Below are 24,567 nucleotides of genomic sequence, written 5' to 3' on the forward strand. Positions count from 1 at the left end.
ACGCCCGAAGGCGCGCGTGGCGCGGGCTGTCAGCCCTTCTTCACGACCAGGGTCTTCACCTCGTCCATGGCCTCGGTGAAGCGCTTGTTCAGCAGGCCGAGCGCCTCCTGGTTCGACTTCTGGATCAGGTCGGCCACTTCCTTCATGTTGGCGACCGCCTTCTCGCAGGCCGTCTTCAGCATCTCGGCCTGGCGGGCGGCCTTGGCCTGCGGGCTCTCCTGGCTGCCGAAGGCCGCATCGCCTCGGTCATCTCGGTCATCGAGGACTGCAGGATCTCCATGTGGCGGCGGGCGACAGCCTGGGCGCCCTCCAGCGCGACGCGGTTGGCGGCCGAGAGAGCCTCGAGATTGCGGCGCTGGGCGGAAGCGAGAGCTTCCACATCCGGCATGCCGGGCATGCGGAACTCCGACAGCATCTTCATGAGATCGGTTTCAGGCTTGTTGCTGCTGTTGTCAGACATGTCGTCCTCCGCCGTGTTGCCGGGCGCCGTGTGATAAGGCGCGCGCAGACTAGGAGCCGCGCGAAGCCTGGTCAAAGCTTATGTTGCAGCGCAGCATAATCAACTTGCGGCCATGTCGCCCGGGTCGAGGCGGACCGACCGCGCAACCTGCTCGGCTCGATCAAGCGCCCGGTCCAGCGCCGCCATGGTGGGGCCGAGATCGACCGAGATCGTCCTGGATCCAGGCCCGGATGGTGGCCAGCCAGACCGCGGTCACGCCCTGCACGCGCAGCGCGCCGTGGATCCCGGTCGGATCCACCTCCGCCGCCCGCAGCAGGCCGGCCATGGAACGCGGCAGGCTGGCGAGCAGGCAGAGCGCCAGGGCGGGCTCGGTCCGCAATTCCTCCAGCAGCCGGACCAGGCCGGCGCGGTGCGGCTGCATGGCGTCGATCCGCCGCATCAGCACGTCGAAGATCCGGTCGCGCGGGGTGCCGCCCTGGCCGGGCACCGTGCCGCCGGTGACGGCCGCATCCACCGCTCGGCCGTGCAGCGCCAGCAGGTCGCGCGGCCCGCCCGGGCACTGCGCGGCGATCGTGGCCGCCTTCAGGCCGGAGGCGGCGGCGAGGCGGCGCAGCGTGACGCCGTGCCAGCCATGCGCCGCGATCACCTGCCAGAAGCCGTCGAGCAGGCGGGAATCGGTCTCGTCGGTCGTGTCGCTCATGCGGCTCCAGGTTGGGCTGGTTGCGGCCTAAACAAAGGGGCCTTTCAGCCGCCGAGCTCGCGCGAGCGGTCGGTGGCGGCGGCGATCGCCTTGGACATCAGGGCGGGCCAGGCCTCAGGCTGCATCAGCACCGCGAGCGCCCGTTCCGTGGTGCCCTTCGGGCTGGTGACGTTCTTCCGCAACTGGGCGCTGTCCTCCGGGCTCGCGGCCAGCAGCGCCCCACTGCCGGCGACGGTGGCGCGGGCCATGCGGCGGGCGAGGTCCGGCGGCAGGCCCTGCTCGACGGCCGCAGCCTCCATCACCTCGGCCAGCAGGAAGACATAGGCCGGGCCGCCGCCGGAGACGGCGGTGACCGGATCGATCATCGCCTCGTCCTCCACCCAGGCGACCTCGCCGACCGAGGCCAGCAGCGTGTCGGCCAGCGCCGTCTGGGCCGCCGTCACGCCCGGGCCGGGGCAGGCGACGGTGAAGCCCTGGCGGACGGCGGCCGGGGTGTTCGGCATGGCGCGGATGACCGCCGCGCCCTCGCCGAGCAGGCCGCGCATGCCGGCGATGTTCCGCCCGGCCATGATCGAGAGGAAGACGGTGTCCGGCCCGACCAAATGGGCAAAGGCGGGCAGGGTCGCCGCGGCCTCCTGCGGCTTGATTGCCAGCACCACCGCGGCGGGGCGGAAGCCCGCGGGGATCGCGGCCGGGTTGGGCACCACGGTCACCCGCCCGGCAAGGGCGCGGCCGCGGCCGCATGGGGTTCCACCACCACGGCCTCGCCCAGGCCGCGTTCCAACCAGCCGGCGAGCATGGCGCCGCCCATCTTGCCGCAGCCGACGAGGAGGAGAGGGGGAGGGATGTCTTGGTCATGCGGCGGAGGGTCGCGCGGCAGGCGCGCGGGGCGCAAGCATGCGGCCGGGGCGCGGGCGCAGGCATGCGGCAGGCGCGCGGGCGCAGGCATGCGGCCCGGGCGGGCGCGCAAGCCTGCCGCTCCCGATGGACGGAAGCGGGCCGAGGGGCTAGCACGCGCGCCGGAGGATCCCCGACCCATGCCCACCTATCGCTCGCGCACCACCACCCATGGCCGCAACATGGCCGGCGCCCGCGGCCTCTGGCGCGCCACCGGCATGAAGGACGGGGATTTCGGCAAGCCGATCATCGCCATCGCCAATTCCTTCACCCAGTTCGTCCCCGGCCATGTCCACCTGAAGGACCTCGGCCAGATGGTGGCGCGGGAGATCGAGGCGGCCGGCGGCGTGGCCAAGGAGTTCAACACCATCGCCGTCGACGACGGCATCGCCATGGGCCATGGCGGCATGCTGTACAGCCTGCCCTCGCGCGAGCTGATCGCCGACGCGGTCGAGTACATGGTCAACGCGCATTGCGCCGATGCCCTCGTCTGCATCTCGAACTGCGACAAGATCACGCCGGGCATGCTGATGGCGGCGATGCGGCTGAACATCCCGGTGGTCTTCGTCTCCGGCGGGCCAATGGAAGCCGGCAAGGTCGTCCATCGCGGCCAGAAGCGCTCGGTCGACCTGATCGACGCCATGATCGTCGCCGCCGACCCGACCGTGACGGATGCCGAGGTCGAGGTGATCGAGCGGTCCTCCTGCCCGACCTGCGGCAACTGCTCCGGCATGTTCACCGCCAATCTCGATGAACTGCCTGACCGAGGCGCTGGGCCTGGCGCTGCCGGGCAACGGCACGATTGTGGCAACCCATGCCGACCGGCGCGAGCTCTTCCTCGAGGCCGGCCGGCTGATCGTGAAGCTGGCGGAGCGCCACTACGAGGAGGACGACCATGCCGTCCTGCCGCGCGCCATCGCCACCCGCACCGCTTTCGAGAATGCGATGACCCTCGACATCGCCATGGGCGGGTCGACCAACACCGTGCTGCACCTGCTGGCGGCGGCGCATGAGGCGGGGTCGACTTCACCATGCGCGACATCGATCGGCTGTCGCGCCGGGTGCCGGTGCTCTGCAAGGTCGCGCCCTCGGTCATCAACGTGCATGTCGAGGATGTCCACCGCGCCGGCGGCATCATGGGGATCCTCGGCGAACTGGACCGCGCCGGGCTGATCGACACCTCGGTGCCTTCCGTCCATGCCAAGTCCATGGCCGAGGCGCTGGCGCATTGGGACATCACCCGCACCAAGGACGCCGCGGTGCAGCGCTTCTTCTGCGCCGCCCCGGGCGGGGTGCCGACAACCGAGGCCTTCAGCCAGGCCGAGCGCTGGGATGCCGTGGACGCCGACCGCGAAAGGGGTGATCCGCGACGCGGCGCATGCCTTCTCGAAGGATGGCGGCCTCGCGGTGCTCTACGGCAACCTGGCCGAGGAGGGCTGCATCGTGAAGACGGCCGGCGTCGATGCCTCCATCCTCACCTTCTCCGGCCCGGCGCGGATCTTCGAGAGCCAGGACGCCTCGGTGGAGGCCATCCTCGGCAAGAAGGTGAAGGCCGGCGACGTGGTGCTGGTGCGCTACGAGGGGCCGAAGGGCGGGCCGGGGATGCAGGAGATGTTGTACCCGACCAGCTACCTGAAGTCGGTCGGGCTCGGGAAGGCCTGCGCGCTGGTGACCGACGGGCGGTTCTCCGGCGGGTCCTCCGGCCTGTCGATCGGCCATCTCTCGCCCGAAGCCGCCGAGGGCGGGCTGGTCGGGCTGGTCGAGGATGGCGACCGGATCGAGATCGACATCCCCAACCGGACGATCCGGCTGGCGGTGGATGATGCGGTGCTGGCCGAGCGCCGGGCGGCGATGGAGGCGCGCGGGGCGGATGCGTGGCAGCCGGTCGGGCGCGACCGGGTGGTGACCACGGCCCTGCAGGCCTATGCGGCGCTGACCACCAGCGCGGCGCGGGGTGCGGTGCGGGACGTGTCGCAGGTGCGGCGGCGGTAAGGTTGGGGAGGGGAAGGTATTCCCTCCCCAAGCCCCACCCTTCCCCTTGTTGGCTCGGCATTCGCCGCGCAGCGGGTGCCCATTCCCATAAATAATGGGGTGTCGGGGAGAATACCTTCTCCCCGGCCTTCCCCTACTCCGCCACCTGCATCGCCCCGGTGATCGCCGCCCGCCGCCGCGGCAGCAGCAGGTGTACCGCCAGCACCGCCACCAGGTAGGCCCCGGCGCCGACGAAGAAGACGACCGTGTAGTTGCCGCCTGTCGCATCCAGCAGGCGCCCGACCAGCTTGGCCGAGAAGCCGCTGAAGATGGAGCTGATGCATCCCCCCAACCCCACGGCGCCTGCCACCGCCGCCTTCGGCATGGTGTCCGACACCAGGGTGAAGAGGTTGGCCGAGAAGCCCTGATGCGCCGCCATCGCCAGGCCGATCAGCCCGACCGCGGACCAGATGCTCCCCACCCCCGGCGCCAGGAAGACCGGCACGGTGCAGAGCGCGCAGAGCAGCAAAGTGAGCTTGCGCGCGGTGAAGACATCGAGCCCCGCCCGGATCAGCCGGCCCGAGAGCCAGCCGCCGCCGACCGAGCCGACATCCGTCATCAGGTAGATCGCCACCAGCGGCAGGCCGAGCGCCAGCAGGTTCACGTTGAACTTCGAGAAGAGGAAGCTCGGCACCCAATTGTTGTAGAACCACCAGACCGGGTTGGTGAGGACGGCGCCGACGATGTAGGTCCAGGTGCCGGGGTAGCGCAGCAGCGCCAGCCAAGGCACCCGCTGCGCCGGCACCTCGGGGTCGGAGCGGATATAGGCGAGCTCCGCCGGGGTGACGTCCGGGTGCTCCTCCGGCGCGCGATAGAGGCCAAGCCAGAAGACCAGCCAGAGCAGCCCGACCGCGCCGCTGACATAGAAGGCCGCCTGCCAGCCCCAGGTCTCCGTGACGAAGGCGGCGATCAGCGGCGCCAGCAGCCCGCCGATGTTGCTGCCGGAGTTGAACACGCCCGTCGCCAGCGCCCGGTCGCGCACCGGGAACCACGTGGCGACGGTCTTGATGCAGGTCGGGAATTGCCGCCCTCGCCAAGGCCGAGCGCGATCCGGGCGATGGTGAAGCCGGCGACCGAGCTCGACCAGCCCATGCGCCGCCGAGGCCACAGACCAGATCATCGCCGCGACCGCCAGGCCGACGCGGATGCCGACCTTGTCGGTGAAGGCGCCCATCCCGGCATAGCCGGCCGCATAGGCGATGCTGAAGGCGAAGACGATGTCGCCGTAGTCGCTTTCGCTGAAATGCAACTCGCCCTGGATGGTCGGCTTCAGCACGCCGAGCAGGTTGCGGTCCATGTAGTTGACCGTGGTGATGGCGAAGAGCAGGGCGATGATGACCCAGCGGGTGCGCCCCGCGGGCAGGGTGCGCGATTGCGCCTGGGATTCGGCCATGATGTTCCCCCGAGGCCGGGCGGATCTGGCCGGGAAGACCGGTCATCGCCGCCGGGCAGGGGGTGAACGCGTCGGCGGCGGCCGCGTCGCCTGGGGTCAGCGGCCCGGCAGCCGCGGCCCGGACATGCCGAACATCGCCAGCCAGGAGCCCAGGCCGCCTCGACCACCTGGATCCAGGCGAGCATGGGGTTGGAGGCCTCCATCAGCCTGCCCCAGGCTTCGAAGCCGGCGGGGGCGGTGACGCTCACCACCACCTGCTCGGCCCCAGTGCCGCCGGCGGCCCGGCGGTGGCGGACCTCTACTTCCAGCCCGCCTGGCAGCCGCCCGATCGCACGCAGGTCCGCGGGCGCATCGGTCATGGCCTGGCCTTACGCCTCCCCCACGCAGTCGAGCATCGCCGCCTGCAGGGCGTCCGCCGGGGCCTTGCCGCCCCAGAGCACGAACTGGAAGGCGGGGAAGAAGCGCTCGCATTCGGTGATGGCGATGTCCACCATGTCCTCGAGCGACTCGGCCGAGGCGCTGGGCGCGCCGCGCAGCAGCACGGAATGGCGGAACACCGGCACGCCGTCCTCGGATTCCAGCCCGAAATGGCCAATCCACAGCTTCTCGTTGGCGATGGCAAGCAAGCTCGAACAGCTTGGAGCGGGTCTCCAGCGGCACCTTCATGTCGAAGGCGCAAGAGAAGTGCATGGCGCTGATCTCCGGCGACCAGGAGAAGAACAGCCCGTAGTCGCACCACTTGCCGGGGGCCTCGGCGGCCATCTCGCCGTCGGAGCGGCGCTCGAAGGCCCATTCATTGGAGGAGACGATCTGCTCGAGCACGTCGAGGGGTTGGTCGCACGCTCGCGCTCGCGGGCCTGAAGACCTGACATCGCAGCACCTCCTCAGTCGGTGGAAGGACGGTGCCCCCCGCTGCCCAGACCCCCGTCGACCGAAATCTTGGGTGATCTCGGGCAGCGACGACCACCACCTATAGACTACGCAGGTGCGAAACGCGGCTGCAAGGCCGCGGGTTGCCGGATCGGCTCACAACACGTTCGCGGCCTGTGACATTTTCCCGCCATGCGTGACGAAGCGTGTCAGGCCCCGTCCGGGCTCGCCTCGGTCCTCGGCCCCGGCGCGACCTCGGGCGGCAGGTAGGTCTCGGCCTCCGGGGAGGGCTCGATCGCCTCCGGGCCGGCATCCGCCGCGGGCCCCGGCGCGGCCATCGCCGCCAGCTTCGCCTCCAGCGCCGCGACCCGGGCCTCCAGCCCCTCCTGCGCCTCGCGCGCCCGGCGGGCGAGCTTCGCATGGCCGCGTCCAGATCCTCCCGCTTCACCAGGTCCAGCCGCTGCACCATGGCATCGACCTGGGCCCGCATCGCCGCCTCGGCCTCGCCGCGCACCCCGGCGAGCGCCGAGAAGGCACCGCCGGCCACCCCGGCCAGGTCATCGAAAAGCCCGCCGCGCTTGCGGCCGCCCATGTCGCTCATCGCCATCTCCTCATGCGGCGCCGGGAAGGGCCTGCCCTTCCCAGGCCGCGTTGTCGCGCCCTATACCCCGCGCCGGCATGGCGCAATCGCCCCGCCGGCCCAATCGTTCGGCCCGTTCGTCCACCGATCCGGCGAGCCCCGCCCCGGGTGCCTCCACCCAGGGCGAGCGCCGGCCAGCCAGGGATGCCGCCATGTATCTGGTCACCGGCGGGGCCGGTTTCATCGGCTCCAACCTTGTCGCCGCGCTCGCCGGGCGGGGGAGGAGGTGATGGTGGTCGATCGCCTCGGCACCGAGGACAAGTGGCGCAACCTGGCGAAGCACACCATCGCCGGCCTGCTGCCGCCCGAGGCGCTGTGGGAGTTCTGGGCCGCCCGGCCGCCGGTCAAGGCCGTGCTGCACATGGGCGCCATCAGCGCGACGACCGAGACCGATGGCGACCTCGTCGCCGCCACCAACCTGACGCTGCCCCTGCGGCTCTGGTCCGCCTGCGCCGAGCGGCAGGTGCCCTTCATCTACGCCTCCTCCGCCGCGACCTATGGCGACGGCGCCGAGGGCTTTGAGGACGATGCCAGCGTGGCGGCGATGGCGAGGCTCCGTCCGCTCAACCTCTATGGCTGGTCGAAGCTGGCCTTCGACCGCCGGGTGGCCCAGCTGGTGGCGCGCGGCGCGCCGCGGCCGCCGCAATGGGCGGGCCTGCGCTTCTTCAACGTCTATGGGCCGAACGAGCACCACAAGGGCCGCATGGCCAGCGTGCTGCTGCACAAGTGGCGCCAGGTGATGGCGGGGGAGGCGGCAACGCTGTTCCGCTCCGACCGGAAGGGCATCGCCGATGGCCACCAGCGGCGCGACTTCGTCCATGTCGACGACTGCGTCGCGGTGATGCTCTGGCTGCTGGAGCACCCCGCCGCCTCCGGCCTCTTCAACGTCGGCTCCGGCCGGGCGCGGACCTTCCTCGACCTCGTCCGGGCGATGTTCGCCGCCATCGGGCGGGAGCCCGACATCCGCTTCGTCGACATGCCCGCCGACCTGCGCGGCAAGTACCAGTACTTCACCGAGGCGCCGCTCGACCGGCTGCGCGCCGCCGGCTTCAACGCCCAAACGACGCCGCTGGAAGACGGGGTGCGCCGCACCGTGCAGGACTTCCTGGGCGCAGAGGATCCCTATCGCTGATGCTCTTCGCCATTCCCTTCCCCGTCATCGACCCGGTCCTTGTCCAGGTCGGCCCCTTCGCCATCCGCTGGTACGCGCTGGCCTATATCACCGGGATCGTCGCCGGCTGGATGCTGGCGCGGCGGCTGGTGGCGCTGCCGCCGATGGTCGCCACGCGGCAGCAGGTGGACGACTTCGTCACCTGGGCGACGCTCGGCATCATCCTCGGCGGCAGGCTCGGCTATGTGCTGTTCTACCGCGCCGACCATTACCTGACCCATCCGCTGGAGATCCTGCAGGTCTGGCAGGGCGGGATGTCCTTCCATGGCGGCGCGCTCGGCGTCATCGTCGCGCTGATCCTCTACTGCCGGCAGCAGCGGATCGACCTGCTGGCCTTCGGCGACCGGGTCACCGCGGTGGTGCCGATCGGCCTCTGCCTCGGGCGCCTCGCCAATTTCGTCAACGGTGAGCTCTGGGGCCGCGTCACCGACGTGCCCTGGGGCATGGTCTTCCCGACCGGCGGGCCGGAGCCGCGCCACCCGAGCCAGCTCTACCAGGCCGGGCTGGAGGGCGTCGCGCTCTTCATCCTGCTGCAGGTGATGGTGCATGTCCCGGCCATCCGCGCCCGGCGCGGCTTCGTCGCCGGCGCCTTCCTGGCCGGCTACGGCGTGGCGCGCTCGGTCGGCGAGCTGTTCCGCCAGCCGGATGCCTTCCTTGGCTTCCTCTTCGCCGGCGCCACCATGGGGCAGCTGCTCTCGGTGCCGATGATCCTGGTGGGGGCCTGGCTGATGCTGCGCGCCCGCCCGGCGCCGCAGGCGGTGGCGGCCTGACCATGTCCGGCCCGGAGCGGCTCGACCGCTTCATGGCCCGGGCGGTCGCGGCCTATTATGCCGGACGCGACCCATTCGGGGCCGGCGGCGACTTCACCACCGCGCCCGAGATCTCGCAGGCCTTCGGTGAGTGCCTCGGCCTCTGGGCGGCGGTGACCTGGCAGCTCATGGGCGCGCCGCCGCGGGTGATCCTGGCCGAGCTCGGCCCCGGGCGGGGACGCTGATGGCCGATGCGCTGCGGGCGGCGGAGATGGTTCCCGCCTTCCGCGCCGCGCTGCAGGTCCATCTGGTCGAGACCTCGCCCAGCCTCCGCGCCGCGCAGCAGCAGCGGCTGGGCATGGCCGTTGCCGGCTGGCACGACGATCCGGCGACGCTGCCCGAAGGCCCCGCCATCATCCTGGCCAACGAGTTCTTCGACGCCCTGCCGATCCGCCAATTCATCCGACGCGATGGCGCCTGGCTGGAACGCCATGTGGCGGCGGGCCGCTTCCTCGACCTGCCCGCCGCGGCCTCCCCGCCGCTGCCCGCCGAGGCGCCGGAGGGTGCCATCGGAGAATGGGCGGAGGCGGGGAGGCCGCCGCGGCCAGCCTCGCCGCCCGCTGCCGCGACCAGGGCGGCGCCGTGCTCGCGCTCGACTACGGCCCGGCCGAGGCCGGCCTCGGCGACAGCCTGCAGGGCATGACCCGCCACGGCCCGGCCGACCCGCTGGCCGAGCCGGGGATGGTCGACGTCACCGCGCATGTCCCCTTCGCGGCGCTCGCCGCCGCCAGCCGCGCCGCCGGGGCCGCCGTGCATGGGCCGCTGCCGATGGGGCTTTTCCTGCAGCGGCTCGGGCTGTCCGCCCGCGCCGCCATCCTGGCGCGGACCGCCATGGCGGCTGGCAGGCGCGACCAGGCCAGCCTCGCGCTGTCCGGCGCCGAGCGGCTGACCGCCCCGGAAGGGATGGGCCGCCTGTTCAAGGCGCTCTGCCTGTGTCATCCCGCCCTGCCTACCCCCCTGGTTTCGAGGCCGCATGACGGATGCCGAATACCTGGCCACGCCGGCGCTCGGCGCGCTGGCCGGCCTGCGCCACGGCTTCTTCACCCGCCGCGGCGGCGTGTCGGAAGGTCCCTGGGCGGCGCTCAACTGCTCGCTTTCGGGCCAGGACGACCGGGAGCGCGTGCGGGAGAACCGCCGCCGGGTCGCCGGCGCGCTCGGCTTCGGCCTGCCGGCGCTGCACGGGCTGACCCAGGTGCATGGCATCGCGGTCGCCGAGGTGGACGCGCAGGGCTGGCTGGAAGGCCAGGGGCCCAAGGCCGATGCCATGGTCACCCGCCGCCCCGGCATCGTGCTGGGCATCGTGACCGCCGATTGCGCCCCGGTGCTCTTCGCCGACCCCGAGGCCGGCGTCATCGGCGCCGCCCATGCCGGCTGGCGCGGGGCGGTGGACGGGGTGCTGGAGGCGACGCTCTCTGCCATGGAGGCGATCGGCGCCGACCGCGCCCGCATCACCGCCGCGGTCGGCCCGTGCATCGCCCAGCCGAGCTACGAGGTCGGCCCCGACCTGCGCGACGCCGTGCTGGCCCGCGATGCCGCCGATGCGCGCCACTTCGCCGCCGGCCGCCGCCCGGATCGCTGGCAATCTCGACCTGGCCGGCTATTGCGCCGCCCGCCTCGCCGCCGCCGGCCTCGCCGCCGTGGAGACGGCCGGCACGGATACACTGGCGGAGGAGGACCGCTTCTTCAGCCACCGTCGGCGGACGCTGGCCGGCGGCGGGCCGATCGGCCACCAGATCTCCGCCATCGCGATCGGGCCCTGAGCCGATGCCCTACATGGTCCAATTCATGGTGCTGACCCTGATCACGATGCTGGTCGCCTGTGTCCTGCTTTGATCGTCGCCGGCCGCGGGGGCCGCATGCCGCGGCTGAGCGCCGCGCCGCTCGCCCTGCTGGCGCTGCTCGCCGCCTGCGGCGACCTGCCGCAGCCCTATCGCGGCCGGCCCGGTGGCCAGGCCCCGGTGCTGGCCATCCCGCTCGCCATCCGCCTGGCGGTACCGCCGCCGGAGCAGGCGCTGCTCGACAATGCCCAGGCCGGCGAGTTCGCCGCGGCGCTGGTCGCCGCCCTGCAGTCGGAGGATGTGCCGGTCATCGCCAGCGCGGCGCCGCTGCCGCTCGACTGGCTGGTCGAGATCACCGCGGAGCGCCAGGGCGCAGGGGAGGGGCGGGGTCGCCGCGAGACCGTCCGGCCGCGCTTCCGCCTGCTGGATGCCGACCGCAAGGCGCAGGCGACGACCGAGGGCAAGCCGGTTCCGCTCGAGGCCTGGGCCAATGCCGACCGCAAGCTGTTCGACGAGGTGGCGCGGGAGAACGGGCCGAAGCTGACCCAGTTGCTGCTGCAGGTGGAGGCGGCGCGGAAGTCGACCGACCCGGCCTCGCTCACGGCCGGTCCGCCGCGGATGTACATGGTCGGCGTGCAGGGCGCTCCGGGCGACGGCAACACCTCGCTCGCGGCGAGGATGAAGGAGCAGCTCGGCAGCCAGGGCTTCGTCGTGCAGGACAGCGCCGAGGGCGCCGCCTACGGCCTGCAGGCCGGGGTATCCGTGGTCCCCGGCTCGACCCGCGCGGTGGAGCGCGTCGAGATCATCTGGATCGTCAGCCGGCGTGATGGCGAGGAACTGGGCCGCGTCGTGCAGATGAACGAGATCCCGACCGGCCGGCTGAACCGGCTCTGGGGCGACATCGCCTATGTCGCGGCGAACGAGGCGGCGGCCGGGGTGAAGACCGTGGTCGCCAATGCCGTGCAGTCGCCGGCCACGGTTGCCGACGCGCCGAAGCCGACGGGGCCGGCAGTGGGTGCGGTGCCGCCGCCGCAACCCGCCGCCAACCCCGCCGCGCCGCCGGACCTGCCGCCGCTGCGCTGAGCCGGGCTACTGGCCGAGGCTGCGGACCGCGTCGAAGCCGACCGCGACGCCGCCCAGCACCAGCTTGAGGTCACCGCCCGAGGCGCGTTCCGCCGCGGTGGCGCGGGCCACCACGTTCGCGGTGATCTCCTGCGGGTTGCCGTCCTTGTCGCGGCCGGCGACGACGATGCGGTAGCCGCCATCCGGCTGCCGCTGCCCCGCGGCGTTGCGGCCATCCCAGACCCAGTCGGTCGCGGTGGTGCCGAGGGTCACGTCCTGCTGCTTCAGGGTGCGCCCGGCGGCGTCCAGCACCGTGACGCGGGCCAGGCTGGCGGCGCCGGCGGCGGGCAGGCGCAGCGTGCCGGTGCCGCCCTGCAGCGAGATCCGGTCGCTCGCCACCTCGACCACCTTGCCCATCAGCGGCGCCGCGGCGGTGAGCTGCGCCGCCTGCTGCAGCCCGATCAGCTTGTCGAGGTTGCCGTTCATGCTGATCTGCTGCTCGACCGAGGCGAATTGCACGAGCTGGTTGGTCATCTCCTGCGTGTCCATGGCCTTGGTCGGGTCCTGGTTCTTCAGTTGCGTCGTCAGCAGGCCGAGGAAGGTGTTGAAGTCGGCGCCGATCCCGGTGCCGGTCTTCCCGGTGGAGCCGGCGGTGGCGGTGGCGGTGGCGGTGGCGGTGGCGCTGGTGACGGTGGTCATCGGTGTCCTCCGGTCAGACGGCGATGTCGAGCAGCGAGAGGGCGAGGCCGGGGCGGGCCGCGAGGGGCGCGGCCTGCAGCAGGGGCTCGGGCGGCGGGGCGCGATGCCGGCTGCCGCCCTGGCGTCCGGCGCCGGGCTCGCCGCCACCGGCCTGGTCGTTGCCGGCCAGGTCGAAGCGCATCCCGCCTTCCGCCACCGCGACGCCGGCCTGGCCGAGGGCGCGGTCGAGTTCGCGCGCGTCGCGCTGCAGCAGGGCCAGCGTCTCGGGCCGCTCGGCGAGGACCTGGATGGCGGCGGTGTCGCCGGCGGCATCGCGTTGGATGCAAATCTCGACCCGGCCGAGTTGCTCGGGCGCCAGTGCAACGCTCAGTCGCGGCGCCTGGCCGGGTCCCTGGGCCAGGGCGATGACGACCGGCGCGACCTGCTGGATGGGCAGGGCGAGCGGGCGCGATGGCGGTGACGGTGCGGCGGCCTCGGCCGGAGCCGCGGGGGCAGCGGCCGGCGTGCCGACTAGGCGCCTGGGCTTGGGCCTCGGCGGCCGGGGCGGCTGCCGGGACCGGCTGGGCGCCGGCCGGGATCACAGCGGGATGTGTCGGCGTGGCGGTCGGCTTGTCCTGGGCCGGGCGCCCCTCCGGCACGGGACCGGGCGGGATGGACGGCGCGAGGCCGGCGGGCTGGGCCGGGGTTTCGGGCTCCGTCCCACGGCCCGGCGCGGTGGCCGGGGCTTTCCCGCGCGGGCCGGGGCGGGGGCCGTGACGGCGGGCACGGGGGCGGCGGCGCCGTTGCAGCGGGCGTCTCGGTCGCCGGGATCGTCCCGGTCGGCAGCGGGGTGGCATCCGACGCGGTGGCGGCGAGCCTCTCCGGCGCCGTCATTGGGGCGGACCGCATCCGGCCGCCCGTCGCGGGCTTCGCCACCGGGGATGCCGGGTCCGCGGTGACGGAGGCCGCCGTTGGGACCACCTGCCGCGGCGCGGGCGAGGGGAGCGCCGGTTGCGCTGCCAGCGTATCCGGCCCGGATTGCGGCGCAACGGCCGGCAAGGCCGGATCGGGCGGGGCGCCGAGGGCCGCCTCGGCCAGGGAAGGCGAGTCGGCGGTGGGTGCCGCGGCTCCGGGCTCGGCGATCGCGGCGTCGGGGACGGCGGCCGGCGGCGCGACGGAGAGCAGGCCCGGCGCTGCCGGCGCGGGCGGCGCATCGGCGCCCGGCGTGGCCGCATCCTCCGGCGCTGCCCCCGGCCTGCCCGCCCCCAGCCGCGCCAGGGTGCCGGCGAAGCTCCCTGGAGGCGGGGCCGGATCACGCGGCGCGGCGGCACCCCGCGGGGCGGCGGGCGGCGACGCGGCGGGCAGGGGCTGGGCGGCTTGTGGCTGGACATCCATGCCGCCCCTGCTGCGAGCGGCGTTCCACCGCATGCCAGGCCCGGCCCGGCAAGCCCGGCCGGCCACCCGGCAAGCCCTGCCGCCGCACCGGCAAGCGGCGCCGGCCGCATCGTGCCGGAGCCTGGCACGGACGCTGCACCACCCCGCCGCAATCAACCCGGCCAGGTCCCCGCGGCCCGGCTCCCCTTTTCCTGCCGGAGCATTCCCGCATGTCCCTCTTCGGCTCGCTCACCGCTGCCATCAGCGGCCTCACCGCGCAGAGCAAGGCGCTCGGCGACATCTCGGACAACGTCGCGAACAGCCAGACCATCGGCTACAAGCGGGTGGACACGAATTTCGTCTCCTACATCACCCAGTCGAATGCCACGGTGAACGAGCCCGGCGCGGTCATCGCCCGGCCCGACTATACCAACGCCGTCCAGGGCACGATCGAGCAGGCCGAGCAGCCGCTGGCCCTGGCGATCGGCGGCCAGGGCTTCTTCAGCGTGGCGCTCGCGAAGGGCACCACCAACGGCCAGCCGGTCTTCGACGAGCGGCAGTTCTTCACCCGCGCCGGTGACGTCTCGCTCGACAAGGACGGCTATCTGGTCAATGGCGCCGGCTACTATCTGCAGGGCTGGCCGGCGGACGCGGCCGGCAATCCGGACCGCACCATCCTCAATCCCATTCGGCTGAACCAGCAGGTGTTCAATCCGGTTGCCACCACCAAGATCGACCTGGCCGCCAACCTGCCGGCTGATGCGACGACCACGCCGGTCACCACGCAGGCGCAGGTCTATGACAGCCTCGGCCGGTTGCACACGGTCAACCTGACCTTCACCAATGCCGGCACCAATGCCTGGACCCTGGACCTCTCGGTGCCGGACGACGTCAATGCGGCGGCGCGCGGCACGGTCGGGCTGCGCTTCGGCACTGCCGCCTCGCCCACTGTCACCGACGGCACGATCGGCGCCTTCACCGCTGCCACCGGCTCCGTCACTCTGCCGGCCAGCAGCGCCACTGGCGACCCAGCCAGCATCAGCTTCACCGCGGATTTCGGCCAGGGCGCGCAGACGGTGAAGCTGGCGCTCGGCCAGTTCGGCAAGGCGCAGGGGCTGACGCAGTATTCCGGCACCGACTTCTCGGTCCGCAACAATGCCCAGGACGGCGTGCCGCTCGGCGCCTATTCCGACCTGTCGATCCGCGCCAACGGCGACGTCGCGGTGAATTACGACAACGGCCAGAGCCGAGTCATCGCCCGCGTCCCGCTGGTCGCCTTCAACGATCCGGAGAAGCTGCAGCGGCTGGACGGCCAGGCCTTCATGCGGACGCCCGAGAGCGGCGAGGCGCGGGTCACCGATGCCGCCTCGAACGGCGTCGGCAAGCTGGTCACCGGCTCGATCGAGCGCTCGAACGTCGACATCGCCACCGAATTCACCAAGCTGATCGTCGCCCAGCGCGCCTATTCCGCCAACACCAAGGTGGTGTCGGCGACGGATGAGCTGTTGCAGGACACGATCAACATGCGCCGCTGAGCCGGGCCGGGAGATAGCCCGCCATGAGCCTCGACTCCGCCCTGTTGATCGCCCGCAGCGGCCTCGCCGCGGTGCAGCGCGGCCTGGCCCAGGCCTCGCAGAACGTCGCCAATGCCGACACCCCGGGCTACACCCGGAAGACCGCGCCGCAGCAGGCGGTCACGGTCGGCGACAGCCCCGCCGGGATCCGCGCGGCCGATGCGGCGCGCGCGGTCGATGCCGCGTTGCTGGCGCGGCTCGATGCCAGTCGCGCCGGCGGCGCCGCCGCCGGGTTGCGGGAGACGCTGCTGACCGGCATCGAGCAGGCGCATGGTGACAGCGGCCAGACCCTGGCGGACGGGCTGGCCGACCTTCGCACGCGCTTCGTCGCGCTGCTTGCCGCCCCGGCCGATGCCGGCAAGCAGCAGGCCGCGGCCGCCGCGGCGGAGACCCTGGCGGGGCGGCTGAACGGCGTCTCCCAGGCGATCGGCACGGCGCGGCAGCAGGCGCAGGACGCCATCGTCGCCGAGGTGAAGACCGCCAACGCGGCGCTGCGCGAGGTCGCGGCGCTGACCCTCAGGCTGCGGAACGGCGCCGATGGCGATGCCGCGGCGCTTGAGGACCGGCGCGACGCGGCGATCGCCACGCTGGCGGAGAGCCTCGGCGTGCAGGCGGTGAAGCGGGCCGGCGGCGACCTGCTGCTGGTGGCCAAGGGCGGTATCGTGCTGCCGCTCGACCCCGGCCGCGACCAGCTCTCGACCGCCGAGGCGGCGGTGCAGCCGGCCAGCCTCTCGGGCGCCGGTGGAACCCTGCCGGGCGTCACGCTGAACGGGCTCGACATCACCGGCCAGCTCGCCGGTGGCCGGCTGGGGGAGGCGATCGCGCTGCGCGACCGCACCCTGCCGCGCTACCAGGCGGAAGCCGACGTGCTGGCGACCAATCTCGCGGCACGGCTGGACGGCGAGGGGCTGCGGCTCTTCACCGATGCGGACGGTACCAGCGTGCCGGATCCCGCCCAGCCCTATGCCGGCGGCGAGCAGGTCGGGTTCGCCGGGCGGATCTGGGTGAACCCGGCCATCGCCGCCGATCCGGCCCTGCTGCGGGACGGGACCCATGCCATCGCCGGCGGCGCTGGCGGTGCCACCGCCTTCACCCCGAGATCCGGCCGGCGGGCCGGCCGGCTTCACCACCCTGCTCGACCGCGTGCTGGATTTCGCCTTCGGGGCGGAGGCCGCTACCGGCCAGGCCTGGCCGGGGATCGCGACCGCCGGGCTTGGGCCGGACGGCACCCTGGCCTCGCCCTTCACGGCGCCGGCGACGCTCGAGGCCTATGCCGGGCGCATCACCACGGCGCAGACCGGCGACCGCGCCGCGGCGACGGCCGCGAAGGACCAGGCGACGGCGCTGGGCGCGGCGCTGGAGACGCGCTTCGGCCAGCAATCCGGCGTCGACACGGATGTCGAGATGGCCGGCATCGTCGCGCTGCAGAATGCCTATGCCGCCAATGCCAAGGTGCTCGGCACCGTGCAGGCGTTGTTCGACACGCTGCTCGGGGCGGTGCGATGACCTCGGTCAGCCTGCTCGGCCAGCTGACGACCGACGGCGCCGCGCTGCGGCTGCGGCTGGAGACACTGACCCGCCAGGCCTCGACCGGGCGGAAGACTGATGCGGTCGGCGACCTGGCGCCGGAGCTGCCCAGGGCGCTGACGCTGCACGGCGAGATCGGCCGGCGCGACGCCTATGGCGGCGCGATCGGCGAGGCGCTGGGCCGTGCCACGACCACCGGCGCGGCGCTGCAGCGGCTGGCCTCGATCGCCAGCAGATTCGCCGATGGCGCGGCGATGAAGCTCGACCCGAACGATCCCGGCTCGCTCACCCTTGTGGCCGCCCGCGCCAGGGCGGCGATGGTCGAGGTCGGGCAGTTGCTGAACAGCCAGAGCAACGGCGAATACCTGTTCGGCGGGTCCGACTTCGCCAACCCGCCCGTGCCGGATCCGGACGGCCTGCCGGACTCCGGCATGGCACGGCAGATCGCCGGCGCAGTGGCGACGCTCGGCGCCGGCAACGCGGCCGCGGTCGCGGCGGCGACCAAGGCTGCGGCGCTGGACGACAGCGCCGGGGTGACGCCCTTCTCCGCCTTCCTCTCCGACCCGGCCACGGGTCTGGCGGAGCCGCGGCGGAGCGTGCCGGTGGGGGACGGCCAGGCGATGGCCTACGGCATCCCCGCCAACCGCAACGGCGCCGTGGCCTCGACCGGGGAGACCACCGGGTCCTGGGCCCGCGACCTGCTGCGCGGCCTGGCCAGCCTCGCCGCGCTCGGCCCGGCCCAGGCCGCCGCGCCGGCCGATTTCCGCGCCCTGTCGGACACCATCCGGCAGGGGCTGAAGAGCGCGGCGAACGGCCTGGCCGACGAGCAAGGCGCGCTCGGCCTGGCGCAGCAGCGGCTGCAGGCGGCGCAGGACCGTCATGCCAGCGTCACGGATGCGTTGAAGGCGCAACTTTCCAGTATCGAGGAGGTCGATCTTGCCGCCACCCTGACCCGTCTGCAGGCGACGCGAACCGCGCTGGAAGCAAGCTACACGGCGCTGGGCAGTCTCGGCCGGCTGACCTTGACCGCATATCTCCGCTGACCGCGCCGCGGTTCAGGGACCGTTAAACGCAAGCTGCGAGGGTCCGTGGATTGCGCGCTCGGCGACAAAAGGAAGATCTATGTCCACGCTGGTGCTCGAGATTACGCCAGGGCGATCTGATGGTGGTGAACGGGGCGCCGATCCGCTTCCGCAATCGCACGCGCATCGAACTCGCGGCCAAGGCCCGTTTCCTGTTCGGCAAGCAGATCATGGCGCCGGAGACGGCGACCACCCCGGCGCGCCGGATCTATTTCGCCCTTCAGACCGCCTATATCGGCAACGACGAGGAACGCCCCGGCGGCCTGGCGGCGGCGCGCGGCCTGATCACCCAGTTCCAGGAAGCGACGACCTCGGTCACCGTGCGGGAGATGCTGGGCCAGGCGCTGGCCTTCGCCGAGGTCGACGACTGCTACCAGGCGCTGAAGCTGGCGCGGCGGGTGATGCGGCATGAGGAGGAAGTGCTCGGCCTGCCGCCACTGGCGGCACCGCGGGCGGAGGGCTGAGGGCCCGGCCCGCGGCATGGGCCGGCGCGTCAGGCTTCGCCTGGTGCGGGTCCTGCCGCCGCCCCGGCCTTGGCCGGCGGCGGAGTCGGGTCCGGTCGGCCACGGGCGCTGCGATAGGCGGCCAGTTCCCGCTCGGTCGGCAGGGTCGCGGTCCGCCCGGCCTGGTCGCGGAATTCCAGCACGACCAGGCCTAGTGCCGGATCCAGCCGCAGCGACGGGTTCGGCAGCCCGGGGGAGGCTGCCGCCGCCACGCCGGACGGCGCAGGCGCGGCACCCCGCGGCGGGGCCGCTTCGCTGGGGGATCCGCCCCGCGCGGCGGGGGAGGGGGCTGAGGCTGTTCATGACCGTACCGTCTCGATTTTCGAGACATCGGGTGAAGGAAGGCTGAATCGCGCCCAGCGCGTTTGACGGATCAGGCTGCCGGCGCGAAGGTCATGCGCCTTGCGGACCCTCCCGACCCAGCTCCTCACGACCGCGACCGCCGCCCTCGGCGGCGGGCTGCTGGCGCTGCTGCACGTGCCGCTCGCCTGGATGATCGGCGCGATGGTGGCGACCGCGGCGCTCGCCTGGCACCGGCCGGTGGCGGTGATCGGCTGGGCACGGCCGACCGGCCTCGTCTTCCTGGGGCTGGGCCTTGGCGCCACCTTCTCCGGCCCGGTGCTGGCCGCGGTCAGCGGCGCCCTGCCGGTGCTGCTGGCCGGCGGCGCCATCGCCATCGCCACCGGCTTCGTCGTGGCGCGGCTGTTCACCCGGCTGGCGGGGACTGATCTCGCAGACCGGCTTCTTCTGCGCCGTGCCCGGCGGCGTAATCGTCATGGCGATGCTGGCGCAGGATGCGAAGGCCTCGGTCGCCACGGTGACCCTGGCGCAGACCATGCGGGTGCTGGTGGTGGTGCTGACCTTTCCGCCGCTGCTCGGCTGGCTGTCGCCGCATGGCGCCTTCGGCGAGTTCATGGCGGCGCGGCAGCCGGTCTGGTGGCCAGGGCTGCTGGCCATGGCGGGGGCGGGCTGGCCATGGCCTGGCCGCTGCGGATGGCTGGGCTGGCCAATCCCTGGATGCTCGGCCCCTGCGGCGTGGCGATCGGGCTGGCGGCGACCGGGCACCTGCTCTCGGGCGTGCCGGTGGTGCTGATCAACGCGGCGCAGGTGGCGATGGGCGCCTCGCTCGGGACGCGGCTGACGAAGAGCTTCCTGCTGTCCTCGCGCCGGCTGGCGATCGCCGCGATCATCTCCTCGGTTGTCCTGTCGTTGCTGCTGACCTTGATCGCCTGGGGCATGGCCGTGGCGGTCGGGCTGCCGGTGCCGGCGCTGATCCTGGGCATGGCGCCGGGCGGGATGCCGGAGATGGCGCTGACCGCCAAGGCGCTGGAGCTGGCGGTGCCGCTGGTGCTCGGCTTTCACCTGACCCGGACGGTGCTGTGCAACCTGCTGGTCGGGCCGTTGCACCGGATGGGGCTGAAGCTCGGGCTGCTGTAGGCTGCGGGCGCCTGCGGCAGGCGGCGTCGCTATTCCCGCCGCAGGATGCCGTCCAGCAGCCGGTCGGCCCAAGGCTGCGAGGTGAAGTCGCGCCGCAGATCCGCCTCGTCGTAATCCTCCCGCAGCCAGTCGAGGAAGGGCTTTGGCGCACCCGCGTCGCCGCGGCATAGCGGGCGAAGAAGGCGTCGAGGATGCCGGTCTTGCCCTGGCGGATATGGCCGTGGCGGAGTGTGAGCTGCGCCATCGCCTGCTCCACCGGCCTGCCCTGCAGCAGCAGCCACAGCCCGGCGGCCAGCCCGGTGCGGTCGGCACCCGACTTGCAGTGGATCAGGATCGGCTCCGGCGCGCTGCGGAATATCTCCGCCAGCCGGAGGATGCGGTCCTTGTGCGGCGCGCCGCGGCTCTCGAAGGGGGCGTCCACATGCACCAGGCCGACGGCGGCGGCGGCGGCGCGGCCGAGCCGGTCGGACCCGCAATCGACCCGCTCGCCGCGCAGGTTGATCACCGTCCGCAGGCCGAGCCGGTGCTGCGCGTCGCGCAGCTGCCAGGGCAGCGGGTGGTTGGACCGATAGAGCCGGCCGCTCTCGACCACCCCCAATTGCGCCAGGAGACGCGCAGCAACGCGTGGTCGACGAAGAGGCTGTTCAGCCAGGCACGGCTGCCGGGCATGGCGGCGGCCCGGGTGGGGGTGGCGGACATGCCGCCGGTATGGGGTGCGGAACGGTGGAAGACCAGGGGACAAATATTGGGAACAGCGCGTGGCGGGGGCGCGTTCGCGACGGGTCACACGGTCCCGCAGGGAGGTTCCATGACCAGCAAGTCGCATCTGCCGCCGGTTCCGCCGGCCGGCGTCAGTCCAAAGGGTCCCGGCCCGCACCAGGACCATGCCGGCGACATGTCCGCCCAGGCCGCCGAGGCCAACCAGTCCGGCCGCGACCGCAACCTCGGGGAGCAGGGCCGGCAGGGCAACATCAAGCAGAACACTACCCACCAGGGCCACCAGCAGGACCGCTGACATGAAGCAGCAACGCGGCGAGCACGAGGTGAAGCGGGACGAGGGCGGTCCCGGCAGCAGCCATCAGGGCGGCGGGCACGGCAGGGCGCATCGCGACCGGGACGACCACGGGCCGGCGCCGGGTGAGGCGACCAACCCCGACCATAGCCGGGTCTCCGGCGGCGGCGGCGAGCGGGACCGGCACCACGTGCACGACACCAAGCACAAGTCCTGACCGCCACCGGGCATTCCGTCGCGGAGGCTTGAACGGGAGCCCCCGCTGTCAGTGCAAGCTGCGCTGCCAGGCAGGGGAGGCAAACATGGCCCATGAGGCGTTCCGCGCGACCAATCGCATCTTCGAGGAGGATGCGATGGGCAAGGGCGACTTCGCCGCCCTCGCGCGGGTCTATACCGAGGGAGCTCGGCTCCTCTCCCCGGGCGTGCCCGCCATCACCGGCGTCGCCGGCATCATCGATTACTGGAAGGGTGCCGCCGGCGCGCTTGGGGTTACCGGCGCCAGGCTGCACAGCCTGGAGCTGACCGTCACCGGCGACCGTGCGACCGAACTCGGCCGCGGCGAGATCTTCACCAAGCCAGGGGCGCCTCCCGTCACCGTCAAATACGTGGTGCTGTGGAAGCAGGAAGGCGGCGCCTGGAAGTGGGACGTCGACTGCTGGAACCTCGACGCCTAGAAAAGCAAGGTCGGGGAGAAGGTATTCTCCCCGGACGCCTCATCGATTCCTGGAAGTCGGCACGCACTGCGCGGCGGCTGGCGGGGTCAGCGCCCGGTGAAGACCGGCGGCCGCTTCTCGGTGAAGGCCTTCAGCGCCTCCCGATGGTCCTCGGTGTCGCGGCAGCGGGTCATGCCGAAGGCCTCGACATCCAGCGCCTCGGCCAGCGTGCCCTGCTCGGCGACCTGCATGTTGCGCTTCATGTGGTGCCAGGCGACCCGCGGCCCGGCAGCCAGCTGCTTCGCCAGCGCCATGGTCGTCGCCGTCAGCTCCGCATCGGCCACCAGCTTGTTCAGCAGGCCGAGCCGATACATTTCCGCAGAATCGATCACCTCGGCGGTGAAGTAGAGTTCGCGCGCCTTGGCGGGGCCGACCAGGCGGTTGAGGAACCAGTGGCCGCCGAAATCGCCGGAGAAGCCCATCTTGCCGAAGGCGGTGCCCATCCGGGCGCTGGTGCCGCCGATGCGCATGTCGCAGGCCAGCATCAGCGACATGCCCGCGCCGGCGGCGACGCCGTTGACCATGGCGATGGTGGGTTTGGGCATCTCGTGCAGGATGCGCGAGGCCTCCATCCGGGCACGGAGCGACATCTGCGCCTGCTCCCGCGTGCCGTCGAGGATCGGCTTCTCGCCGGTCGCGCGCGCCTTCATGTCGCCCCCGCCGAGAAGCCGCGGCCGGCGCCGGTCAGCACCACGCAGCCGACCGACATGTCGCCGGCGATGCGGGTCAGCGCCGCCAGCATCTCGGTCAGCATGTCGCCGCCGAGCGCGTTCAGGCTGTCCGGCCGGTTCATGGTGAGGGTGGCGACGCCATCCGCCTCGGTCACGAGAAGATCGGGCATGGGGTTTCCTCCTGCATCTGCTTCTGGCGCAGCCTATACCGCCGGCGCAGAATAGCGCGCTACCCGTCGCGCAGAAGCAACGACGCGGCCGGGAGGAGGAGAGGGCATCCCATGAAGGCAGCGGTCCTGCACGCGGCGAACGAGCCGCTGACGATCGAGGAGGTCACCCTGCAGAAGCCGAAGGCGCGGGAGGTGCTGGTGCGCACCGCCTTCGCCGGGCTCTGCCACAGCGACCTGCACTTCATCGAGGGGACTCTACCCCCACCCGCTGCCGACCGTGCCGGGGCACGAGGTCGCCGGCGTGGTGGAGGCCGTCGGCTCCGACGTCACCTACCTGCAGCCGGGCGACCATGTGATCGGCTGCCTCTCGGTGTTCTGCGGCGCGTGCCAGCAATGCACCGGCGGCCGCACCGTGCTCTGCGAGAATACCGAGGTGAAGATGGTGCCGGGACAGTCCCGCCGGCTATCGTGGAAGGGCGGGGAGGTGATGCACCAGTTCCTCAACCTCTCGGCCTTCGCCGAGCAGATGGTGGTGCACGAGAATGCGCTGGTGAAGATCGACCGCGACATCCCGCTCGACCGCGCGACGCTGGTCGGCTGCGGCGTCATCACCGGGGTCGGCGCGGTGATCAACACCGCCCGGGTGCCGGCCGGCTCGACCGTCGCCGTCATCGGCTGCGGCGGCGTCGGGCTGTCGGCGGTGAACGGCGCGGCGCTGGCCGGAGCGTCGCGCATCATCGCGCTCGACACCCTGCCGGAGAAGCTGGAACTGGCCAAGGTGATGGGTGCAACCGACACCGTCCTCGTCGGCAACGACGATCCGGTGCAGGCGGTGAAGGACCTGACCAATGGCGGCGTCGAGTACAGCTTCGAGGCGCTCGGCCTGAAGAAGACGGCCGAGCAGGCCTTCGCCATGCTGCGGCCGGGCGGCACCGCGACCATCGTCGGCATGGTACCCTTCGGCCAGAAGATCGAGCTGCACGGCTTCGACTTCCTGCGCGAGCGGAAGATCCAGGGGTCGTCGATGGGCTCCAACCACTTCCGCACCGACATGCCGCGGCTGCTGACCATGTGGCAGCAGGGCCGGCTGAAGCTCGACCACCTGATCAGCAGCACGCTGAAGCTTCAGGAGATCAACGATGGCTTCACGCGGCTGAAGGGCGGCCATGTGGTGCGGCAGCTGATCGCCTTCTGAAGGCGCAGCGGCCCGCCTCTACCGCTGCCGGTCGAACCGGTCGAACTCTGAGGCTACCATCCCTGCGGCCGCCACCGTGCGCGGCAGCCGCGGCATGGCGCCGAGCTTGGCCAGCACCGCCTGCGGCCCCGCGGGGAAGGCCGGGCCGCTCAGCGCCGCCTCCGCCCCGGCCGGGTTGCCGGCGCGCAGCGCGGCGCCGGCCCGGCGCATCGCCTCGATCACCGCCTGCGGGTCGGCGCTGGCGGGGATGCCGAGATAGTCGCGCATCTCGGCGCGGCCCTGCTGCAGGGTCTGCAGCACCGCCGGGTTCAGGACCGGGGCATAGCGCGGATCGGTCGCCAGCTCGCTGGCGAGGAATTCCTGCTGCTCCACCGCGACTGTCGCATTGGCGGGTGAGCCGACCCAGCGGCTCGGCTCACCGAAATTGCGCGGCGCCCGCAGCGCGGCGCCGCGCACCGGGTCGCCGATGCCCCAGAGATAGGGGGCGTTGGGATCGGTCTCGCAGCCCGCCAGGGCCAGGGTCGAAGCCGACCCGCCAAGGAGGGCCAGGGCCTCACGTCTCGTCCGCATCCGCGCCTCCTGTTCCGGAAGCAGGCATATTCACGAAGCATGGAGCCGGCAAGCCGAGATGCCGCGCTTCGGGAGCGACGGGGCCGAGGCCGCGTTGCGACGGGATCGGAACGCAACGGAAGGTCATCATGCGCGGCATCCTCCTCTGGCTCCTCGGCATCCCCATCCCGATCCTGATCCTGCTCTACCTGTTCCATGTGATCTGAGCCGGGCCCCTGGCCGGGGGATCCAAAACCCGGACATGAAGAAA

General features: G+C 72.5%; 20 protein-coding genes and 13 pseudogenes. 19 read left to right on the top strand and 14 right to left on the bottom strand.

From position 1 onward, the window contains the following. Positions 1-29: 29 nt before the first annotated feature. The 4 genes and pseudogenes from phaP to proC form a co-directional block, all read right to left on the bottom strand. Entirely contained in the window at positions 30-182 is a 153-nt protein-coding gene (phaP, locus tag ACQ86J_RS28400) for a TIGR01841 family phasin (protein WP_431268164.1), read from the bottom strand. Then, the gene (locus tag ACQ86J_RS28405) at positions 176-460 is read right to left on the bottom strand and encodes a phasin family protein (RefSeq protein ID WP_431268165.1); all 285 of its coding nucleotides are present in this window, start codon (positions 458-460) and stop codon (positions 176-178) included. The genes phaP and ACQ86J_RS28405 overlap by 7 nt, the downstream gene beginning before the upstream one ends. A gap of 160 nt (positions 461-620) precedes the next feature. Continuing rightward, positions 621-1,160 (bottom strand): TetR family transcriptional regulator, encoded by a 540-nt coding sequence (locus ACQ86J_RS28410; RefSeq protein ID WP_431268166.1) that lies wholly within the window; start codon positions 1,158-1,160, stop codon positions 621-623. Positions 1,161-1,204: 44 nt separating this feature from the next. After that, positions 1,205-1,971: pseudogene (gene proC, locus ACQ86J_RS28415) on the bottom strand (pyrroline-5-carboxylate reductase). 226 nt (positions 1,972-2,197) lie between these two features. Between proC and ilvD the strand changes: the two are divergent. Next, positions 2,198-4,049, top strand: a pseudogene (gene ilvD, locus ACQ86J_RS28420) (dihydroxy-acid dehydratase). Positions 4,050-4,182: 133 nt separating this feature from the next. Here the strand turns inward: ilvD and ACQ86J_RS28425 are convergent. The 4 genes and pseudogenes from ACQ86J_RS28425 to ACQ86J_RS28440 form a co-directional block, all read right to left on the bottom strand. Next, positions 4,183-5,481 carry an MFS transporter gene (locus tag ACQ86J_RS28425; RefSeq protein WP_431268167.1) on the bottom strand — a complete coding sequence of 433 codons (1,299 nt, stop codon included), beginning with the start codon at positions 5,479-5,481 and terminating at the stop codon, positions 4,183-4,185. 368 nt (positions 5,482-5,849) lie between these two features. Beyond that, positions 5,850-6,369: pseudogene (locus ACQ86J_RS28430) on the bottom strand (YbjN domain-containing protein). Positions 6,370-6,560: 191 nt separating this feature from the next. Then, positions 6,561-6,689, bottom strand: coding sequence for a hypothetical protein (locus ACQ86J_RS28435; protein ID WP_431272754.1), 129 nt, complete (start codon positions 6,687-6,689; stop codon positions 6,561-6,563). Between the two features lie 140 nt (positions 6,690-6,829). Next, positions 6,830-6,958 (bottom strand): annotated as a pseudogene (locus ACQ86J_RS28440) (accessory factor UbiK family protein); the annotation flags it as partial. Positions 6,959-7,143: 185 nt separating this feature from the next. Here ACQ86J_RS28440 and rfaD point away from each other — a divergent pair. The 7 genes and pseudogenes from rfaD to ACQ86J_RS28475 all read left to right on the top strand — a co-directional run bounded on the left by rfaD (position 7,144) and on the right by ACQ86J_RS28475 (position 11,832). Beyond that, positions 7,144-8,123 (top strand): annotated as a pseudogene (rfaD, locus tag ACQ86J_RS28445) (ADP-glyceromanno-heptose 6-epimerase). Further along, the gene (gene lgt, locus ACQ86J_RS28450; RefSeq protein WP_431268168.1) at positions 8,123-8,932 is read left to right on the top strand and encodes a prolipoprotein diacylglyceryl transferase; all 810 of its coding nucleotides are present in this window, start codon (positions 8,123-8,125) and stop codon (positions 8,930-8,932) included. Before rfaD ends, lgt begins: the two are co-directional and overlap by 1 nt. Before the next feature lie 2 nt (positions 8,933-8,934). Next, entirely contained in the window at positions 8,935-9,156 is a 222-nt protein-coding gene (locus tag ACQ86J_RS28455; RefSeq protein WP_431268169.1) for an SAM-dependent methyltransferase, read from the top strand. 26 nt (positions 9,157-9,182) lie between these two features. Then, a complete protein-coding gene (locus ACQ86J_RS28460; RefSeq protein ID WP_431272563.1) occupies positions 9,183-9,614 on the top strand; it encodes an SAM-dependent methyltransferase in 432 nt (143 codons plus the stop codon). Further along, positions 9,578-9,673 (top strand): annotated as a pseudogene (locus tag ACQ86J_RS28465) (hypothetical protein); the annotation flags it as partial. The gene ACQ86J_RS28460 and the pseudogene ACQ86J_RS28465, both read left to right, overlap by 37 nt. A 271-nt stretch (positions 9,674-9,944) precedes the next feature. Then, positions 9,945-10,731 (top strand): annotated as a pseudogene (gene pgeF / locus ACQ86J_RS28470) (peptidoglycan editing factor PgeF). A 96-nt stretch (positions 10,732-10,827) separates the two neighbouring features. Beyond that, positions 10,828-11,832, top strand: coding sequence for a hypothetical protein (locus ACQ86J_RS28475; protein WP_431268170.1), 1,005 nt, complete (start codon positions 10,828-10,830; stop codon positions 11,830-11,832). A gap of 6 nt (positions 11,833-11,838) precedes the next feature. Here the strand turns inward: ACQ86J_RS28475 and ACQ86J_RS28480 are convergent, their stop codons facing one another. Beyond that, positions 11,839-12,510 (bottom strand): flagellar hook assembly protein FlgD, encoded by a 672-nt coding sequence (locus ACQ86J_RS28480; RefSeq protein WP_431268171.1) that lies wholly within the window; start codon positions 12,508-12,510, stop codon positions 11,839-11,841. Between the two features lie 13 nt (positions 12,511-12,523). Beyond that, on the bottom strand, positions 12,524-12,946 hold the full coding sequence (locus ACQ86J_RS28485; RefSeq protein ID WP_431272564.1) for a flagellar hook-length control protein FliK: 423 nt from the start codon (positions 12,944-12,946) through the stop codon (positions 12,524-12,526). 1,147 nt (positions 12,947-14,093) lie between these two features. On the opposite strand from ACQ86J_RS28485, the gene flgE reads away from it, so the two are divergent. From flgE to ACQ86J_RS28510, 5 genes and pseudogenes are all read left to right on the top strand, one after another. Continuing rightward, positions 14,094-15,398, top strand: a complete 1,305-nt coding sequence (gene flgE / locus ACQ86J_RS28490) for a flagellar hook protein FlgE (protein WP_431268172.1) — start codon at positions 14,094-14,096, stop codon at positions 15,396-15,398. Between the two features lie 23 nt (positions 15,399-15,421). Continuing rightward, positions 15,422-16,270: pseudogene (locus tag ACQ86J_RS28495) on the top strand (FlgK family flagellar hook-associated protein); the annotation flags it as partial. A 571-nt stretch (positions 16,271-16,841) separates the two neighbouring features. Beyond that, the gene (locus ACQ86J_RS28500; protein ID WP_431272565.1) at positions 16,842-16,943 is read left to right on the top strand and encodes a flagellar basal body rod C-terminal domain-containing protein; all 102 of its coding nucleotides are present in this window, start codon (positions 16,842-16,844) and stop codon (positions 16,941-16,943) included. A gap of 875 nt (positions 16,944-17,818) precedes the next feature. Continuing rightward, positions 17,819-18,007, top strand: a pseudogene (locus ACQ86J_RS28505) (flagellin); the annotation flags it as partial. A 119-nt stretch (positions 18,008-18,126) separates the two neighbouring features. Next, positions 18,127-18,510, top strand: a complete 384-nt coding sequence (locus ACQ86J_RS28510; RefSeq protein ID WP_431268173.1) for a flagellar biosynthesis repressor FlbT — start codon at positions 18,127-18,129, stop codon at positions 18,508-18,510. A 29-nt stretch (positions 18,511-18,539) separates the two neighbouring features. Here the strand turns inward: ACQ86J_RS28510 and ACQ86J_RS28515 are convergent, their stop codons facing one another. Further along, positions 18,540-18,761: a hypothetical protein gene (locus ACQ86J_RS28515; protein ID WP_431268174.1), complete on the bottom strand. Its 222-nt coding sequence runs from the start codon at positions 18,759-18,761 to the stop codon at positions 18,540-18,542. A 265-nt stretch (positions 18,762-19,026) separates the two neighbouring features. On the opposite strand from ACQ86J_RS28515, the pseudogene ACQ86J_RS28520 reads away from it, so the two are divergent. Together ACQ86J_RS28520 and ACQ86J_RS28525 are read left to right on the top strand one after the other, a co-directional pair. After that, positions 19,027-19,236: pseudogene (locus ACQ86J_RS28520) on the top strand (hypothetical protein); the annotation flags it as partial. 88 nt (positions 19,237-19,324) lie between these two features. Continuing rightward, positions 19,325-19,986: pseudogene (locus ACQ86J_RS28525) on the top strand (AbrB family transcriptional regulator). A 29-nt stretch (positions 19,987-20,015) separates the two neighbouring features. Here the strand turns inward: ACQ86J_RS28525 and ACQ86J_RS28530 are convergent. Further along, positions 20,016-20,655, bottom strand: a pseudogene (locus tag ACQ86J_RS28530) (tyrosine-protein phosphatase). 139 nt (positions 20,656-20,794) lie between these two features. On the opposite strand from ACQ86J_RS28530, the gene ACQ86J_RS28535 reads away from it, so the two are divergent. From ACQ86J_RS28535 to ACQ86J_RS28545, 3 genes are all read left to right on the top strand, one after another. Continuing rightward, positions 20,795-21,001: a hypothetical protein gene (locus ACQ86J_RS28535; RefSeq protein WP_431268175.1), complete on the top strand. Its 207-nt coding sequence runs from the start codon at positions 20,795-20,797 to the stop codon at positions 20,999-21,001. Between the two features lies 1 nt (position 21,002). Beyond that, positions 21,003-21,215 carry a hypothetical protein gene (locus ACQ86J_RS28540; RefSeq protein ID WP_431268176.1) on the top strand — a complete coding sequence of 71 codons (213 nt, stop codon included), beginning with the start codon at positions 21,003-21,005 and terminating at the stop codon, positions 21,213-21,215. Between the two features lie 85 nt (positions 21,216-21,300). Continuing rightward, positions 21,301-21,672, top strand: coding sequence for a YybH family protein (locus tag ACQ86J_RS28545; RefSeq protein WP_431268177.1), 372 nt, complete (start codon positions 21,301-21,303; stop codon positions 21,670-21,672). Positions 21,673-21,758: 86 nt separating this feature from the next. Here ACQ86J_RS28545 and ACQ86J_RS28550 read toward each other — a convergent pair. Then, a pseudogene (locus tag ACQ86J_RS28550) lies at positions 21,759-22,673 on the bottom strand (enoyl-CoA hydratase); the annotation flags it as partial. 156 nt (positions 22,674-22,829) lie between these two features. Between ACQ86J_RS28550 and ACQ86J_RS28555 the strand changes: the two are divergent. Beyond that, positions 22,830-23,747 carry a Zn-dependent alcohol dehydrogenase gene (locus tag ACQ86J_RS28555; RefSeq protein ID WP_431268178.1) on the top strand — a complete coding sequence of 306 codons (918 nt, stop codon included), beginning with the start codon at positions 22,830-22,832 and terminating at the stop codon, positions 23,745-23,747. An 18-nt stretch (positions 23,748-23,765) separates the two neighbouring features. Here ACQ86J_RS28555 and ACQ86J_RS28560 read toward each other — a convergent pair whose 3' ends face one another. Further along, positions 23,766-24,317, bottom strand: a complete 552-nt coding sequence (locus tag ACQ86J_RS28560) for a hypothetical protein (RefSeq protein ID WP_431268179.1) — start codon at positions 24,315-24,317, stop codon at positions 23,766-23,768. Positions 24,318-24,567: the final 250 nt, after the last annotated feature.

The organism is Dankookia sp. P2, assembly GCF_050632255.1.
GTDB lineage: Bacteria > Pseudomonadota > Alphaproteobacteria > Acetobacterales > Acetobacteraceae > Paracraurococcus.